The organism is Rhizobium sp. B21/90, from assembly GCF_019355815.1.
Classification (GTDB): domain Bacteria; phylum Pseudomonadota; class Alphaproteobacteria; order Rhizobiales; family Rhizobiaceae; genus Rhizobium; species Rhizobium rhododendri.
Window position 1 is genome coordinate 3,202,885 of record NZ_CP072162.1, and the last position, 15,811, is coordinate 3,218,695.

Below are 15,811 nucleotides of genomic sequence, written 5' to 3' on the forward strand. Positions count from 1 at the left end.
CGACAGAAAGTCGCACCCGCTGCCGCGGGCGCCGCGTCCCGGGGGTCGGGCGGTCAGCTCCAGCCGCCGCCATACGTCCGATAGAAGAGATGCATGCCGATGCGGCCGACGTTGACCATCTCGGCCGCCCAGCGCGGCTTGACGTAGACTGCATGGTAATGGGTCGCGGAGCCGACTTCCGGGAGCCAGATCTTGCCGGCCGTCACCGCCATCGCCACCTGGCGGGCGATCTGCCAATGAACGGGCGAATTAACGCGGTCCTTGACCTTGTCGCAGGCGAAGGAAAACTGGCAGGCGTTGGTCCAGTCCTCGTTCTGGTAGACGACGCCGCAGATGGTTTTCGGATAGGCCGGGTTGCGGACCCGGTTAAGAATGACCTGCGCCACGGCCGCCTGCCCCTTCACCGATTCGCCACGGGCCTCGAAATAGATGCCGGTCGCAAGGCACTGCTGTTCGTCCGGTGAAAATACGGCTGCAGGCAACACGCTTGCCGCCCAGAGATGGTCCTTGGCGCCGATCTGCGGCACGAAACGGCCGCTGTCGGCAGGTTGCTTACTCAGGATGCTGTCGAAGGGCGAGACGGTGGCATAGTCGGGCCCGGGCTCGGCATAGCCCAGCGCCAGACTGTCGGCGACAGGATTGGTGACGAGGCTTGCGAGAATGGGTGGAACACCGCCATCGGCCTTCAGGGGCTCCTGCTTGGAAAACAGGAAGGCTGTCTGCACGCCGCCGTCGCCGATATCGTCCTTGACGAACGCCGTCTTCTCGCCGGTGCCGGAGGTGGGCACGTCGAGTTCCGGGTGGAACAGCAGCGTCGTGCGCTGCAGGATGGAGCCGGCGGTGAAATCTTTCGGCGGCGACATGGGAACGACGTCCGTCACCCTGCCCTTCTTGTCGCGGCGGCGGACGCGGTCTTCGTCCGGGCGCGGGTCGCTGCCTTTTTCCTTGGACTGGAAAGCAATACGCCGCCCATCCGGCAACAGCATGCCGCCACCCTCGATGCCGCTTTCGTCGGCATTGGCGAAGGCAAGCTCCGCCTGATGGATGGAGCCGGCCGGCGACGTCGTCAGCACCATGCGCCAGTTGCTGCCCGAATCGTCGGAGCCGGAGAGCAGCCCGGCAATGTCGGCCTGCGCTGATACGGAGGGGAAAATCAGCCAGGCGCAGCAGCCGAAGACTGCGGGCGAAAGCCAGTTTCTGGGTTGCCGGCGAGGCTTGGCCTGGTACGAACTCATGCGACGCAACACCCACTCCATCACCGACGGGAACATTAGCAGATAATGTCCTATTAACCTTGATGGATGGTTAATTTCGCCGAGATCCCCCGCCGATCAGATGATGACGTGCGAGCCGAGTTCGACCACGCGGTTGGCCGGCAGGCGGAAATAGTCGGACGGGTCGGTCGCGGCATTGGCGAGCGCGATAAACAGGCGGTCCTGCCAGTGCGGCATGCCCGATTTTGCATCCGGCACGAGCTTGCGGCGTCCGAGATAGAAGGAGGTCGACATGATGTCGAACTTCAATCCGGATTTGCGCAAGGCGGCCAGTGCCTGCGAGACGTTCTGCGATTCCATGAATCCGAAACGTAGCTCGACACGTGAAAACCGCTCTGAGACCTTTTGCACCGTGTAGCGGTCGCTGTTGGCGACCCTTGGCTTGTTGACCGTGCGGATGGTCAGGATGACGTTCTTTTCGTGCAGAACATGGTTGTGTTTCAGATTGTGAAGCAGTGCTGCGGGCGCGGATTCGGGGTCGCTGGTCAGGAAGATGGCGGTGCCCGGAACGGAAGCCGGCGAGTGGTCGCTCTTCCGCTCGATGGAACTGACGAACGACGGCAGCGGAATATCCGTATGACGAGTCTTTTCCATCAGGATCGCCGTGCCGCGTCGCCATGTCCACATGACGACCGTGAAGGCGGTGGCGATCATGACCGGAATGTAGCCGCCGTCGTGGACCTTCAGCAGGTTGGCGCCGAGGAAGACCATCTCGAGCAGGAACAGCGGCATCAGCACGACGATGGTCAGAGGCAGCGACCAGTTCCAGCGAACGCGGACGAACTCGAAAGCCATGACGGAAGTCACCACCATCGCGCCCGTCACAGAGATCCCGTAGGCGGTCGACAGCGAATCGGAGGTCTGGAAACTCAACACGAGGAAGATCACGCCGAAGAACAGCAGCGTGTTGACCGACGGCAGAAAGATCTGGCCGGTATTGGTCTCAGAGGTGAAGAGGATCTCCATGCGCGGCAGGAAGCCGAGATGGATCGCCTGGCGGGTGAGCGAGAACGCCCCGGTGATGACCGCCTGGCTGGCGATGATCGTGGCGCAGGTGGCAAGGAATACGACCGGTAGCAGCGCCCAGTGTGGGAACATCAGGAAGAACGGATCGGACATGGTGAGCGGCTCGCGCAGCACCATGGCGCCCTGGCCGAGGTAGTTCAGCGTCAGCGACGGGAAGACCAGCGCAAACCAGGCCCACTGGATGGGTCGGCGACCGAAGTGGCCTAGATCGGCGTAAAGCGCTTCCGCACCGGTAACGGTCAGGAAGACCGCCCCGAGCACGATGATGCCGAGAATGCCCTCGTGCATCAGGAAGGTGATGCCGTACCAGGGATTGAAGGCGTTGAGGATGCCGTAGTCGTCCGGAATACGCAGCAGGCCGGCGACGCCGATGACGATGAACCAGACGGCGGTAATGGGCCCGAAATAGCGGGCGACGGCGCCGGTACCATGCGACTGGATGGCAAACAGCAGCGCCAGGATGGCGACGGCAATCGGCACCACATAGGGCCCGAAGTGCGGCGTCACCAGCTTCAGGCCTTCGACCGCCGAGAGAACCGACAGCGCCGGAGTGATCATCGCATCGCCGAGGAAGAGCGCGGCGCCGCTCAGCCCCAGGAACATCAGCACGGCGGTATGGCCATTGGCGGTCTTCAGCAGCAGCGCCAGCAACGAGAGTGTGCCGCCTTCGCCGTCGTTATCGGCGCGCAGCAGGAAAAGGACATACTTGAAGGTGACGATGATGGTGAGCGCCCAGAACATCAGCGACACGAGGCTGATCACCTCGCCGCGCGTCAGGCCGTCGGCGGCAACCGGCTTCAATGCCTCGCGAAAGGCATAGAGCGGGCTCGTGCCAATGTCGCCATAGACGACGCCGACGGAGCCGAGCGTCAGGTAGAAGAGTTTGCGCGGGCTCATCTTCCTGTCAGGAGAATGATCGATTTCGTGAGACATTCGGGACCACTAGGCTCTCAGAGCCAGCCTTTCCAACGAAAAAAGAAGAACGGGACGACGGCCGAGACCACCATCAACACGAGGGAGGCAGGATACCCGAACGTCGAGTGCAACTCGGGCATATGTTCGAAATTCATGCCGTAGACAGACGCAACCAGCGTCGGCGGCAGGAACACGACGGAAGCAATCGAGAATATCTTGATGATGGAATTCTGCTCGATATTGATCAACCCGAGCGAAGCATCCAGCAGAAAGGTGATATTGCCGGCAATGAAAGACGCATGTTCCGAAAGAGACTGGACATCCCGCGTCACGTTGCGACAGAGATCCTTGGTCTCGCGATCCTGCTGAACAGCCGGGATCGTATGCATGAAGGTAAGAAGTCGCGACAGCGACATCAAGCTATCGCGCGACTTGCTCACCAGACGGTGGTGGCCGGCGACGTCGCGCAGCTTTTCCTCGAGATAGTTCGAAGGACGGCGGACTTTCCGCGCCTTGTCGCCGAACACGTGGGTCGACAGCACATCGATCCGCGACACGGCCTGCTCGAGGATCTCGGCGGTACGATCGACGATGGTTTCCATCAGCTTGGCGAGCAAGGCGGCGCCGCTGCGCATGTCTTCCGGGATCCGGTGCAGTGCTGCTATGAACAGGGCAAAGGATTTCGGATTGGCATAGCGGATCGTCACCAGCCTGTTGCCGACGAGAATGAAGCCGACGTCGGTCAGGCTCGGCAGCTCGGAGTCGGCTTTCCATACCAGGGATGCGGTCAGGAAGACGGCGCCGTTCTCGTTGTAGAGGCGGCTCGATGGCTCGATGTCCTTCAGATCGTCACGGGTCGGAACCTGGATGCCGAGCAGCGCCTCGAGCTTGTCTTCTTCCTCGCGGGTCGGGTCGACCAGATCGATCCAGACGATGTCGTCCGAGATGGTGCTGGCGGCAACGATATCGGCGCGCGGCACCGATTTGCAGTTGGAACGGTAGGCAGTGATCAATGGCCTACTCCTGCCATGGACCGGAAACGGCGGGGCAGACAGCCGACGTCATGGCGCTGCATGCGCGACGACTGCGATCCTAGGGACGAAATCTCTGAAAATTTCATAAAACTCCGGGACGCGTTCTGCCGATCCTGTCGGGAAGGCGTATCCATGCTCCACTGCGTTGCAGTACCAATTTCGCGGGCGGCGCACAATTCCCTTGCGCGGCCACGAACCGAAGTTTCCAACAAGCCGCCCGCTGCCCCAGGGCATATCCGGCGACCATCGCATCGGCGGCGCATATGCAGCATAGCGGACAAAGAATCAAGTCCAACCCCTTTTCCCGTGCGCTTTGACCGCAGAAACGGCGCGACGGCATGGGTAGCACATTGTGCCGACAAGGCAATGCGGCGGCACTATGGGGCACGTGCATGCTATTCGAAGACGATTGCCGGCGCGGCGCGCAGAGGCTGGCCGGTCACCTGCGCCCACACCTTGGTGGCGATGTCGCGATAGACGCCGGCAATCACCCCGTCCGGTTCGGAGACCACAAGCGGCGTGCCGGCATCGGATGTCTCGCGGATGTTGATCGTCAGCGGCACCTCGCCGAGGAACGGCACGCCGATGCGCTCCGCCTCCAGCCGGGCGCCGCCGTGACCGAAGATATCGTAGCGTGCGCCTGTGTCGGGGGCGATGAAATAGCTCATGTTCTCGACGATGCCGAGCACCGGCACCTCGACCTTGCGGAACATGTTGAGGCCCTTGCGGGCATCGATCAGCGCCAGGTCCTGCGGCGTCGAGACGATGACGGCGCCGGCGAGCGGCACCTGCTGGGCCATCGTCAGCTGAGCATCGCCAGTGCCGGGCGGCATGTCGACGACGAGCACGTCAAGCTCGCCCCAGGCGACCTCGCGCAGCATCTGCATCAGGGCCGATTGCACCATCGGCCCGCGCCAGATCATCGCGGTTTCCTCTTCCACCAGGAATCCCATCGACATGACCTTCAGGCCGTAATTCTCCATAGGCACGATAATGCGGTTTTCGATCTGCTGGGGGCGACCGGAGAGTTTCAGCAGCCGTGGCATGGACGGACCGTAGATATCGGCATCGAGCACGCCGACGCGCAAACCGTTGGCAAGCAGCGCCAGAGCAAGGTTGACCGCCGTCGTCGACTTGCCGACGCCGCCTTTGCCTGATGCGACAGCGATTATGGCTCCGATGCCGGGTACGCCGATCTTTGCGCCGCGCGACGGAGGCGATGCAGCCTTTGCCGGCTGCGCGTGGGAATGGCCGTGGCTATGGGGAGCTGGGGCCGGGCCCGGCTTTGGGGGTGTCGGCCTCGGGGGTGCGGATCCAGCCTTCTTGTCGGCGGTCAGAGTCACCAGAGCGCCCTTGGCGCCAGGGATTTCCTTGACGGCACGCTCTGCTGCCAGGCGCAGCGACTCCAACTCGGTCGCCTGGTCAGCCGGAACGGTGATGGAGAAATAGACCTTTGCATCGGAAATGAAGATGTCCGAGACCATGCCGAGTTCGACGATGTTCTTTTCGGTGTCTGGCCCGTGAACGGTCTTCAGCGTTTCGAGAACCTGTTCCTTCGTGACGTCGGCCATGCGGCAAAACTCCCTGCTTTTGTCAATCCAGTCATAGACCTTCATGCGCATCTGCCAAGAGGCAGTGCTGATTTTACAAGAGTTTCAAGATCCCAAAATATGAAGGCCGCTGTCTCGAACGGTGCTGGGAGGAGCATCACGTTGTCGACAGCGGCCTGTATCATCCGCGCCCGTTGACCGGCGCTGTTATGAAAGTCCCCTCTGGACCTGAAAGTGATGATGCAGAAAGCGTGCCAGTTTGGGATGAAACAAAAAATGCATTGATTTCAAGGGGCGCAGGGCGAAGCCCGGAACGGCGCAAGAAGAAATTCAGCCGGAGCAGAGCCATTTTCTTAGGCGACCAGTAAATCACTGCATAAATATTACGCAGATACTTTCACTTGATGATGCCGATGCGCAACGCCTTCGCCACAGCCTGGGTGCGGTTGACAGTGTCGAGCTTTTTGGTCGTGCGGTTGAGATAGTGATTGACCGTGTGCTCGGACAGCCCGAGAATTTCGGCGATCTCGGCACTGGTCTTGCCGGCTGCCGTCCAGGTCAGGCAGTCGATCTCGCGGTCGGTCAGCGGGTCCGTCAGGCGCGTATCAATGTTGCGGATCGTGCCGAGCTGCTCGAAGATATGAATGGCAATATAGCTGAGATCGCGCATTTCGTGAGGCGTAAAGGCTTCACGCTCGCCTGAAAAGGAAACTGCGCCACGAAGACCGGAGGCATCGTGCGTTGGAAAATACGCACCGCGCGGAATGCGAAACCGCTCCAGCAGCCCGACAATCGTTTTCGTCTTTCCATCGTCGCGCTCCATATCGGGGCTCGACGAGTCGAAACAAAACGGCAGGGTGGAATTGCGCAGGTGACGCATCACCGTGCTGTTCACCAGGAGACGCTCTTGGTCGTAGAGCGTGAGGAGTTCCGGGGGCCAGTTGGTAACGACTGTGTTGCTCTGCAATGCGAAAGAGGTGGTCGGCGGCAGGTTCAGGACCAAGAATGTCCGGCAACGATAGGCGTCGGCGACACGCTTCAAGAATCTGAAGACGTCGAACTGTGTTTTCAGGCCCGCAATTTCAGAAACGAAATCGTGCGAGCTGAGTACCGCCTGATCCATGAGCCCCATGATACTATCTTCTACACGCAAAATCGAAACGAAATCACGATTTCCCAAGCCGGCGCGTTCGAAAACATGCGCCAGCAAGCGGCGCGTCAACATGGCCAAGATGAGGCAATTACTCAACTACAAAATCCAAGTAAAAGAGTAGCACCATATCTTTGTCCCCAGTCGCGGTTCTATTGCCGGTTGCCGGGACCACCTGATGCTATCGCCTAGAACTTCGAACGCGGACCGAGTCGAATGTCGATATCGGTAGAGATCGACATCGCTGCCGCCTGCACCAGCGGCGCCCATTGGCGCAACCTATCCTCGGTGACACGATAGGCCGGCCCTGTGACCGAGATTCCTGACGGTGGACGCGCGCCGACCGGCGGGATAGCGGCGGCAACGCAGCATATGCCGGCCTCATGTTCTTCCCTATCCAGAGCGAAGCCCCGCAGCCGGATATCGCTGATCTCTTCGAGCAGCGTCGCCTCCGTCAGGTGCGTACGCGGCGTGAAAGCTACGAATTCCATCCGCGCGGCCCGGGCATGGAGCTCGGCATCGCTCAGCGTCGAGAGCGCGGCCTTGCCGACGCCGGTGCAATAGGCGGGTGCAGCATTGCCGATATGAGAATACATCCGCACGGACTGTCGGCCTTCGACCTTGTCGAGGTAGATGACCTGCAGATCCTGCAGAATGCCGAAGTGGACGGTCTCGCCTGTCTGGTCGTGGAGCAAAGCGAGATGCGGCTCGGCGATGCGCCTGATATCGCTTCCGGCCCAGCTGCGGGCTGCGAAGGTGAGAAGGCGCAGGCCCGGGCGATATCGCCCATCCCTGTCCACCTCCAGCAGGCCTTCGCGCACCATATGGCCGAGTTGCCGGTGCAGCGTGCCCCTTGGCTGTCCGGAAATCTCCAGAATATCGGTGAAGCGCATCGGCGTGTCCGCCAGGGCAATGATGTCCAGCAACGCCATGACCTTGCCCAGCGTGCCGGTGTCTGCTGTCGTCGCTCGCTCGCTCCCCGCCATGCTCTTGCCTTTACGAAGGGCGACGAAATGGATGCATCGCCGGTTGACACAGCTGGACGCTAGTCGGATAATTCCAAATAGTCAAATTGAGTTCCGAATAATGGAATTCGATGCGACAGGAGGATATTTTGAAGACACCGTCTGCGCAAATTGCCGATCTCAAAGACAAGGCCGTCCTCATTACCGGCGGAGGCTCCGGCATCGGGGCAGCATTGGTCGAAGGTTTCGCGATGCAGGGCGCACGGGTTGCCTTTATCGACATTGCCGAAACCGCGAGCCGGGCGCTGGCCGCTCGGATCTCGAACAGCTCGGCCCATCCTGTCTCCTACTATCATGCAGACCTGCGCGACGTATCGTCCATCAGGAGCACCGTTGCCGCCATCGAATCCGACTTTGACGCGATCCGGGTGCTGGTCAACAATGCCGGATGGGACGGTCGGCATCAGTTCGATACGGTATCGGAGGCGGATTGGGACGACAGCCAGGCCATCAACCTGAAGCAGATGTTCTTCGTGTCACAGGCCGTCGCGCCGCTGATGCGGGCTGGTGGCGGTGGCGCGATTATTAATTTCTCGTCGATCGCCTTCATGCTCAACATGCCCGACGTGCCGATCTACGCGACTGCCAAAGCCGGCATTATCGGCCTGACCAAAAGCATGGCTGGCCGACTGGGTCCTGAGGACATCCGGGTCAACGCGATCCTGCCCGGCATGATCGTCACCGAGCGCCAGAAGGAATTGTGGCTGACCGACGAAAGCATCGCCAGGATGGTCGACCGCCAGTGCCTTAAACATGTTCTCACGGCAGAGGACCTCGTCGGTCCCTGCCTTTTCCTTGCATCGGACCTCGCAGCCGGCATCACGGCGCAGTCCATTATCGTTGACGGAGGCGTTTTCTGATGGAAAGACCAGCCTATGTGGCTGTCGATTGGGGCACCAGCAGCTTTCGACTGTGGCTGATCGGGACGGATGGCAACATTCTCGGCGAGCGTCGCAGCGGCGAAGGCATGACGACCGCAGCGAGCCTCGGCTTTGCCGGCGTCCTGCAGGGGCATCTCGACAGCCTCTCGGTTCCGGCCGACGTACCCGTGATCATCTGCGGCATGGCCGGTGCCAGGCAAGGCTGGGTCGAGGCCGGCTATATCGACACGCCGACCGCGCTCTCGGCAATCCTTACCGGGGCCGTGTCCGTGCCCGGACAGGACCGGGACATCCGCATTCTTCCGGGCCTCGCCCAGCGCGCTCGCGAGGCGCCCGACGTCATTCGCGGCGAAGAGACGCAGCTGCTGGGAGCGCTCACCGGCGAAAGTCGCGGCGAGCAGATTGTCTGCATGCCCGGTACCCATTCGAAATGGGTCCGCGTCGTTGATGGTACAGTTTCTGGCTTCTCGACCTTCATGACCGGCGAACTGTTCGACGTCATCAGCAAGCACAGCATTCTGGCGCAGGCTATCGCCGGTGCCGGCGAACCCGATACCCCAGCGTTCGAGGCTGCGGTGGGCGCGATTTTCAGGCAGCCGACAATGGCGACCAGCCTTCTGTTCGGTGCCCGCTCCGGGCAGTTGTTGCACGGGCTTTCGCCTGCCGGCGCCAAGGCCTGGATTTCCGGAACGCTGATCGGCGCCGAGATCGCGGGCGCCCTGTCCTCTGCCGGCGACAGTGCGACAATCACGCTGGTCGCCTCGGGCGGCCTGCAATCGCTCTATGAAACTGCTTTCAAATCCTTATCTATATCCTATCAGTCAATCGACGCCGATGCCGCCGTACGACGCGGGCTTTCCGCTGCCGCCAAGGCAATCTGGCCAAACGATGAGAGAACAGCCGTATGACCCGTATCCCCTTCCCGCCGATGAAACGTCCGCTGATCGCCATCCTGCGCGGCATCAAGCCGGAAGAGACGCAAGCCATCGTCGGCGCGCTGATCGAAGCCGGCATGACGGCCATCGAAATCCCGCTGAATTCGCCGGACGCGTTTCGCTCCATCGAAATGGCCGCCAAGATGGCACCGGCCGATTGCCTCATCGGCGCCGGCACCGTGCTGGATGTCGAGAACGTCGACAGGCTCGATGCCGTCGGCGGCAAGCTGCTGGTAACGCCGAATGTCGAACCTGCCGTCATCAGCCGTGGTCGCGACCTCGGCATGGTGACCATGCCCGGCTGCTTCACCGCAACGGAGGCCCTGTCGGCCGCCCGCGCCGGTGCTACCGGCCTCAAGTTCTTCCCGGCCGGCGTGCTCGGCGCTTCCGGCATTACCGGCATCCGCGCCATCCTGCCACCGGAACTGACGATTGCCGCCGTCGGTGGCGTTTCCGACCAGAATTTTGCCGACTACACCAAGGTGGGCATCCTCGCCTTCGGGCTCGGCACCAGCCTCTACAAGCCCGGAATGACTGCCGCCGATGTTGCCGAGCGGGCGCGCGTTACCATCTCAGCCTATGATGCAGCAGTAGGAGCGTGACGGCATGACGGACATTCACGAATTCCAGGGCAACATCCTGTGCGACACCGCATCGGTGCTTGGGGAAGGCCCGACCTACGATCCCGCGACCGATACGGTCTGGTGGTTCAACATTCTCGGCAAGGAACTGCATGAACTGCAGCTCGGCAGCGGCCGGAAGAAGGTCCACGAGTTGCCGATGATGGCAAGCGTCCTCGCGCGTATCGACGCGGACAGGCAACTGCTGGCAACGGAACAGGGTCTGTTCATCCGCGACATCGCCACCGGCGCCCTGACCTTCTATCTGCCGCTCGAAGCGGACAAGCCGGAAAACCGCTCCAACGACGGCAGAACGCATATTTCCGGCGCGCTTTGGATCGGTACCATGGGCAAGCGGGCGGAAATGCAGGCAGGCGCGATCTATCACGTTGCGGCAGGCAAGGTGACGAAGATATTCGATGGCATCAGCATCCCGAACTCCATCTGCTTTTCGCCGGACGGATCGTTCGGCTATTACACCGACACGCGGATCAGCCGGCTGATGCGTGTCCTCGTCGACCCCGCGACCGGCCTGCCCATCGGCGAGCCAACGGTGCTGGTCGACAGCTCGGAGGATATCGGCGGCATCGACGGTTCGGTCTGCGATGCCGACGGCTACATCTGGAACTCTCGCTGGGGATCGGGCTTCGTCGATCGCTACAGCCCGGATGGCTTGCGCATCGAGCGCCATCGCGTGCCTGCCATGCAGCCCTCATGCCCGGCCTTCGTCGGCCCCAATGCGGATCGCCTGGTGGTGACGACTGCCTGGGAAGGGCTCGATGACGAGGCTCGGGCGACACAACCGCAGGCTGGTGCCCTCATGGAGCTCGGGATCACGGTCAAGGGCGTCTTCGATCCGGCTTACATTCTCTAATATATCGCGATTAATTTGCGGGAATTCGAAAGGCGCCGGCGACTGTCCGGCGCCTTTTGCACGCGGTGAGAAAGCCCCGCAGACAGACGTTTTGCGCCAGTAAGCGCCATTCCGGCCTTTCTTGAGGATTACCGCAAAACACTAATTTCATCCGTTTTTTCGAGGAACAAAGCGTAGATTCGTCCATTTCCTATAAGAACCGGCATGATGATGGTGAGCCTGAGACAGGCGCCGCCCATGTCGGGGGTCAACCGATCCACTCGAAAGGAAGATTGACGATGAATACCAAGTTTATGACCACTGTCGCTACCGGCGCTACCTTTGCAGCTGCCTCCGTCTTTGCTCCAGTCGCCTTCGCGCAGACTTCAACGACACCTTCGACAACCACGACACCGATGGCAACGGCACCGTCAACAGACGCGCCGGCTGCAACTTCCACGGGTTCCTACATCACCCAGCAGTCGCCCGATCAGGTCAGTGCCAACACCTATATCGGCCAGTCCGTCTACAATGGTGCCAATGAAAGCATCGGCAAGGTGAGCGACCTCATCATGCAGAAGAATGGCGGCATCGTTGCGGCCGTGGTCGGCGTCGGCGGGTTCCTGGGTATCGGCGCCAAGAACGTCGCAGTTCCGATCAGCAACATTTCGATCGCCCAGAACACCGACGGTACCGTCAAGCTGACGACATCCGAGTCGGCCGACACGCTGAAGTCGGCTCCGGAATTCAAGACGCTGGCAATGCAGTCCTCCGAATCGTCGTCTTCGACACCGGCAACAACGGCTCCGGCCGGCGGGACGACCGCTCCGGCTGACGGTTCCACGACCACCAAGTAACCCGACGGCGGGTTATAGCAGACGATAGATTATCGGCGGCGGCGTGAAAACGCCGCCGTTTTGCTATGCGACGTCATAGCAGCGAACAGTATCGCAGAGCGTCGTAGATTGCGGCGTGGACGTTGCGGCTGGAGACTGCGTCGCCGATGCGGATCAGGTCGAAGCTGCCCTCGGGATTGCTCGTCCGCAAGGGCTGCTTTCGTGCGATCAGCGAACCGTAATCGATCGCTCCGAGGTTTCGCGACAAGGGCTTCAGTTCATCGTAAAGCTCGGCGTTGGCCATGGTCCCGTGTTCGACCACCACTTGCGACACGCGGCGCTCGATCCGGGTCTTTTCCGAATAATCCGACCCCAGCACGGCCACAAGGCCATTTCCCTCGCGCCGCACCGATTTGAGGCGCGTGTTGATCGTCACCCGGACGTTCTTCTCGGCGAAGATCCTGGCGTAGGGGACGTGGTTCATACCGCCCATCTCCGGCGCAAAAAAGCGCTCCGGCGAGACCAGTTCGAGGTCTGCGCCGGCGATGGCGATAACCTCTGCAGCCGACATGCCGGGATGGCCGCCGTTGTCGTCGAACAACAGCACGCTGCCCTCCGGCTTGACGGCGCCGGCGAGAATATCCCAGCTCGAGGTCACCAGCTCGTCACCGGCCTCCAGCTCCGGCGACTGGGCGATGCCACCGGTGGCGACAACCACGAGGTCCGGAGCAAACGGCAGCACCTCGTCTGCCGAGGCATAGGTGTCGTAGTGGATCATGACGCCGAGACGCTCGAGCTCCTGCAGCCTCCAGTCGACGATGCCGATCATTTCCTTGCGTCTGGAGTTGCGGACAAGGAGATTGATCTGCCCACCCGCCTGCCCGCTTGCCTCGAGAACGTCGACATGATGCCCGCGTTCGGCTAGAACGCGCGCCGCCTCGAGGCCGGCCGGTCCGGCGCCGATTACGACGGCCTTGCGGGCAATTTCGGCTTTCGCAATGTCATGGCCGATCTCTGCCTCGCGGCTGGTGGCGGCGTTGTGGATGCACAGCGCCTCGCCGCCTTCGTAGATGCGGTCGAGACAGTAGGTGGCGCCGACGCAGGGCCGGATGCGGGCCTCCTCGCCTGCCATGATCCTGTTGATGATATGCGGATCGGCGATGTGGGCCCGCGTCATTCCGACCATATCGAGTTTGCCCTCGGCGATCGCATGGCGGGCCGTGGCGACATCGGCGATGCGGGCAGCGTGGAATACCGGGAACTTGGTAGCCGCCCGGATATCACCGGCAAAATCGAGATGCGGCGACGCGCGCATGCCCTGGATCGGGATGACTTCGTTCAGCGCAGCATCGCTGTCTATATGGCCGCGGATGATGTTCAGGAAATCGATCTGGCCGCCGCTGGCAAGCGTCTTGGCGATGGCCACGCCTTCCTCGCGAGACAGTCCCTTCTCCCAGTCTTCGTCGGCCACCAGGCGGATGCCGACGATGAAGTCAGGCCCGACGGCCTTGCGGACCGCTTCCGTGACCATAGTCGAAAAACGCATGCGGTTTTCGAGAGATCCGCCGAACGCGTCGTCGCGGTGGTTGGTGGCCGGTGACCAGAAGCCGTCCATGAGATGGCCATAGGCCTCGAGCTCAATACCATCAAGACCGGAGGACTGCATCCGCACCGCCGCAGCCGCATAATCGGCGACGATGCGCTCGATATCCCAGATTTCGGCTTCCTTCGGGAAGGCGCGATGGGCGGGCTCGCGGATCGCCGACGGCGCCAGTACAGGCAGCCAGGCGCCCTTGTTCCAGCCGGTGCGCCGGCCGAGATGGGTCAGCTGGATCATGACAGCTGCCCCGAACTCATGACAGTCGTCAGTGAGCGCCTTCAGCCACGGAACAATTTCGTCCTTGTAGGCGTGCAGGTTGCCGAATGCCGGCGGCGAGTCGGGCGAGACCACGGCAGAGCCCGCGGTCATCGTCAGTGCGATACCGCCCTTGGCTTTTTCGCGGTGGTACAGGCGATAGCGGTCGGTGGGCATTCCACCTTCGGAATAGGCCGGCTCGTGGGCCGTCGACATGATGCGGTTTTTGAGCGTCAGATGCTTCAGCTGATAGGGTTGCAGCAGGGGGTCAGTCGGTTCGGCCATGATATGTCTTCTCTGCATGCCAAGGGTTCGTCATGACAGACATCATTGCCGAGCTGGATGCAGAATGCGAGGCCTATCGGCGGCGCGCGGTGGTCGCGCAGCGGCGCGATCGAAACAGACACCCTGGAGTGTCAGGCGTTGGCGTGATCGCTCAGCGCGTAATAGCGTTCGTGCAGATAACGCAGCGTGGCGGCGCCATCGACGGGCCTGCCGTAGAAATAGCCCTGCCCCATGCCGCAGCCGAGGGAACGCAGCTTTTCGGCCTCGTCGCTGTCCTCGATGCCTTCGGCCACCACCTCGAGGTCCAGCCCTTCGCACATGGCGAGAATGGCCTTGATGATATGTTCGGATGCGCGGTCGCTGTTGATGCGCGAGACGAAGGCGCGATCGATCTTGACCTTGTCGAAAATGAACTCGCGCAGCCGGCCAAGGCTGGATTGACCCGTGCCGAAATCGTCGAGCGAGATGCGGACACCGGCGGCGCGCAGGTCGGTGATGATCTGGTGGGCCGTCTCGGCAGATGTCATGACTGCGGTCTCGGTGATTTCCAGCTCGAGCCGGCGCGGGTCAAAGCCGACGCGCGCAAGAATTGCCAGCACGCTGCTGGAGGTTCCCGGATCCATCAGCTGCGCCGACGAAAGGTTGAACGACAGGAACAATTCGCGCGGCCAGGCGAGTGCTGCCTCCGCAGCCTTGCGCAGCAAGGTCTCGGAGAGAGCATCGATAAAGCCGCGCTCCTCGGCCAGCGGCACAAAGACGGCCGGAGAAACGAAGCCGAGATCCGGATCGCTCCAGCGGGCGAGCGCTTCGAAGCCGACCACGGTGTCGTTGGCAAGCGAAACGATCGGCTGGAAGTGAACATCGATGGCGTCGGAGATGATGGCGTTTCGCAGGGCCTGCTCCAGCTGCGTCGCCCGCTTCATCTCCTCGGCGATTTCATTGGAATAGACCGTGATCTGGCCGCGACCCCGACGCTTCGACCGGTAAAGGGCGGTCTCTGCGCTTTTCAGCAGGGCATCGAAGTTGTCGCCGGCAAAGGGGTGTATGGCAAGACCAAAGGACGCCGAGAGGCGGACATTGCGGTCGCCGAGGTCGTAGGGCGCGGAAAGCACCTCGCGGATCATCTGGCCGAATTTCTCGCCGCCGACACGCTCGAACACCAGCGGCAGGACGAAGGCGAATTCGTCGCCATCGTGACGGGTCACGGTTGCGCCATCAGGAATGCATGCCTTGAGACGGTGGGCGACTTGGCAGAGGATTTCGTCGCCGGCTTCTGCGCCGAACAAGTCGTTGATCGGCTTGAAGGCATCCAGGTTGGCAATGGCGATTGTAAAGGGCGCAGGATCGCTGGCACGCTCTTCCGCGAGCAGCCGTACGCGGTCGCGCATGCGATACCGATTGCCCAACCCGGTCAACGGATCGGTATATGCCATGGCCTGCAGCTCAGTCTGGCTAACGGGCAAGGGCGGCAAATCCGGTGATTTCATCTGCAATTCCGACACGTCTCCCACCCATGAGGCAGAATGCCGGCTAAGTCTTAAAAAATGGATAGCGACGCCCTGGCGAGACCGG

Annotated in this window: 13 protein-coding genes; 5 read left to right on the forward strand and 8 right to left on the reverse strand. The window is 61.6% G+C overall.

All coding sequences use genetic code 11. From position 1 onward, the window contains the following. Positions 1–53: 53 nt before the first annotated feature. The 6 genes from J5278_RS15540 to J5278_RS15565 all read right to left on the reverse strand — a co-directional run bounded on the left by J5278_RS15540 (position 54) and on the right by J5278_RS15565 (position 7,935). Positions 54–1,235, reverse strand: coding sequence for a cell wall hydrolase (locus J5278_RS15540; RefSeq protein ID WP_244615286.1), 1,182 nt, complete (start codon positions 1,233–1,235; stop codon positions 54–56). A 96-nt stretch (positions 1,236–1,331) separates the two neighbouring features. After that, positions 1,332–3,233, reverse strand: a complete 1,902-nt coding sequence (locus tag J5278_RS15545; RefSeq protein WP_209182950.1) for a potassium transporter Kup — start codon at positions 3,231–3,233, stop codon at positions 1,332–1,334. Positions 3,234–3,250: 17 nt separating this feature from the next. Further along, the gene (gene corA / locus J5278_RS15550; RefSeq protein WP_142824131.1) at positions 3,251–4,228 is read right to left on the reverse strand and encodes a magnesium/cobalt transporter CorA; all 978 of its coding nucleotides are present in this window, start codon (positions 4,226–4,228) and stop codon (positions 3,251–3,253) included. A gap of 416 nt (positions 4,229–4,644) precedes the next feature. Continuing rightward, positions 4,645–5,820 carry an Mrp/NBP35 family ATP-binding protein gene (locus tag J5278_RS15555; RefSeq protein ID WP_142824130.1) on the reverse strand — a complete coding sequence of 392 codons (1,176 nt, stop codon included), beginning with the start codon at positions 5,818–5,820 and terminating at the stop codon, positions 4,645–4,647. Positions 5,821–6,196: 376 nt separating this feature from the next. Beyond that, complete coding sequence (locus J5278_RS15560) at positions 6,197–6,931, reverse strand: LuxR family transcriptional regulator (protein WP_142824129.1); 735 nt, start codon at positions 6,929–6,931, stop codon at positions 6,197–6,199. A 206-nt stretch (positions 6,932–7,137) separates the two neighbouring features. After that, positions 7,138–7,935: an IclR family transcriptional regulator gene (locus J5278_RS15565; RefSeq protein WP_209182949.1), complete on the reverse strand. Its 798-nt coding sequence runs from the start codon at positions 7,933–7,935 to the stop codon at positions 7,138–7,140. A gap of 110 nt (positions 7,936–8,045) precedes the next feature. Between J5278_RS15565 and J5278_RS15570 the strand changes: the two genes are divergently transcribed. From J5278_RS15570 to J5278_RS15590, 5 genes are all read left to right on the forward strand, one after another. After that, complete coding sequence (locus J5278_RS15570) at positions 8,046–8,834, forward strand: SDR family NAD(P)-dependent oxidoreductase (RefSeq protein ID WP_142824128.1); 789 nt, start codon at positions 8,046–8,048, stop codon at positions 8,832–8,834. Beyond that, positions 8,834–9,763, forward strand: a complete 930-nt coding sequence (locus J5278_RS15575) for a 2-dehydro-3-deoxygalactonokinase (protein WP_209182948.1) — start codon at positions 8,834–8,836, stop codon at positions 9,761–9,763. Before J5278_RS15570 ends, J5278_RS15575 begins: the two co-directional genes overlap by 1 nt. After that, positions 9,760–10,392: a 2-dehydro-3-deoxy-6-phosphogalactonate aldolase gene (locus J5278_RS15580; RefSeq protein WP_209206720.1), complete on the forward strand. Its 633-nt coding sequence runs from the start codon at positions 9,760–9,762 to the stop codon at positions 10,390–10,392. The genes J5278_RS15575 and J5278_RS15580 overlap by 4 nt, the downstream gene beginning before the upstream one ends. A gap of 4 nt (positions 10,393–10,396) precedes the next feature. Beyond that, a complete protein-coding gene (locus J5278_RS15585; RefSeq protein WP_209187337.1) occupies positions 10,397–11,284 on the forward strand; it encodes an SMP-30/gluconolactonase/LRE family protein in 888 nt (295 codons plus the stop codon). Positions 11,285–11,562: 278 nt separating this feature from the next. Then, positions 11,563–12,120, forward strand: a complete 558-nt coding sequence (locus J5278_RS15590) for a PRC-barrel domain-containing protein (RefSeq protein WP_209182945.1) — start codon at positions 11,563–11,565, stop codon at positions 12,118–12,120. A 73-nt stretch (positions 12,121–12,193) separates the two neighbouring features. On the opposite strand, the gene J5278_RS15595 is transcribed toward J5278_RS15590, so the two are convergent. Beyond that, the gene (locus tag J5278_RS15595; protein WP_209182944.1) at positions 12,194–14,239 is read right to left on the reverse strand and encodes an NADH:flavin oxidoreductase; all 2,046 of its coding nucleotides are present in this window, start codon (positions 14,237–14,239) and stop codon (positions 12,194–12,196) included. Between the two features lie 131 nt (positions 14,240–14,370). Further along, on the reverse strand, positions 14,371–15,726 hold the full coding sequence (locus tag J5278_RS15600; protein WP_209182943.1) for a bifunctional diguanylate cyclase/phosphodiesterase: 1,356 nt from the start codon (positions 15,724–15,726) through the stop codon (positions 14,371–14,373). Positions 15,727–15,811 lie beyond the last annotated feature (85 nt).

Excerpts from the sequence above, each read along its gene's own strand:
- J5278_RS15540 (WP_244615286.1), bottom strand. The coding sequence starts at position 1,235 with ATGAGTTCGTACCAGGCCAAGCCTCGCCGGCAACCCAGAAACTGGCTT.
- J5278_RS15545 (WP_209182950.1), bottom strand. The coding sequence starts at position 3,233 with ATGTCTCACGAAATCGATCATTCTCCTGACAGGAAGATGAGCCCGCGC.
- J5278_RS15555 (WP_142824130.1), bottom strand. The coding sequence starts at position 5,820 with ATGGCCGACGTCACGAAGGAACAGGTTCTCGAAACGCTGAAGACCGTT.
- J5278_RS15560 (WP_142824129.1), bottom strand. The coding sequence starts at position 6,931 with ATGGGGCTCATGGATCAGGCGGTACTCAGCTCGCACGATTTCGTTTCT.
- J5278_RS15565 (WP_209182949.1), bottom strand. The coding sequence starts at position 7,935 with ATGGCGGGGAGCGAGCGAGCGACGACAGCAGACACCGGCACGCTGGGC.
- J5278_RS15570 (WP_142824128.1), top strand. The coding sequence starts at position 8,046 with ATGCGACAGGAGGATATTTTGAAGACACCGTCTGCGCAAATTGCCGAT.
- J5278_RS15575 (WP_209182948.1), top strand. The coding sequence starts at position 8,834 with ATGGAAAGACCAGCCTATGTGGCTGTCGATTGGGGCACCAGCAGCTTT.
- J5278_RS15580 (WP_209206720.1), top strand. The coding sequence starts at position 9,760 with ATGACCCGTATCCCCTTCCCGCCGATGAAACGTCCGCTGATCGCCATC.
- J5278_RS15585 (WP_209187337.1), top strand. The coding sequence starts at position 10,397 with ATGACGGACATTCACGAATTCCAGGGCAACATCCTGTGCGACACCGCA.
- J5278_RS15590 (WP_209182945.1), top strand. The coding sequence starts at position 11,563 with ATGAATACCAAGTTTATGACCACTGTCGCTACCGGCGCTACCTTTGCA.
- J5278_RS15595 (WP_209182944.1), bottom strand. The coding sequence starts at position 14,239 with ATGGCCGAACCGACTGACCCCCTGCTGCAACCCTATCAGCTGAAGCAT.
- J5278_RS15600 (WP_209182943.1), bottom strand. The coding sequence starts at position 15,726 with ATGAAATCACCGGATTTGCCGCCCTTGCCCGTTAGCCAGACTGAGCTG.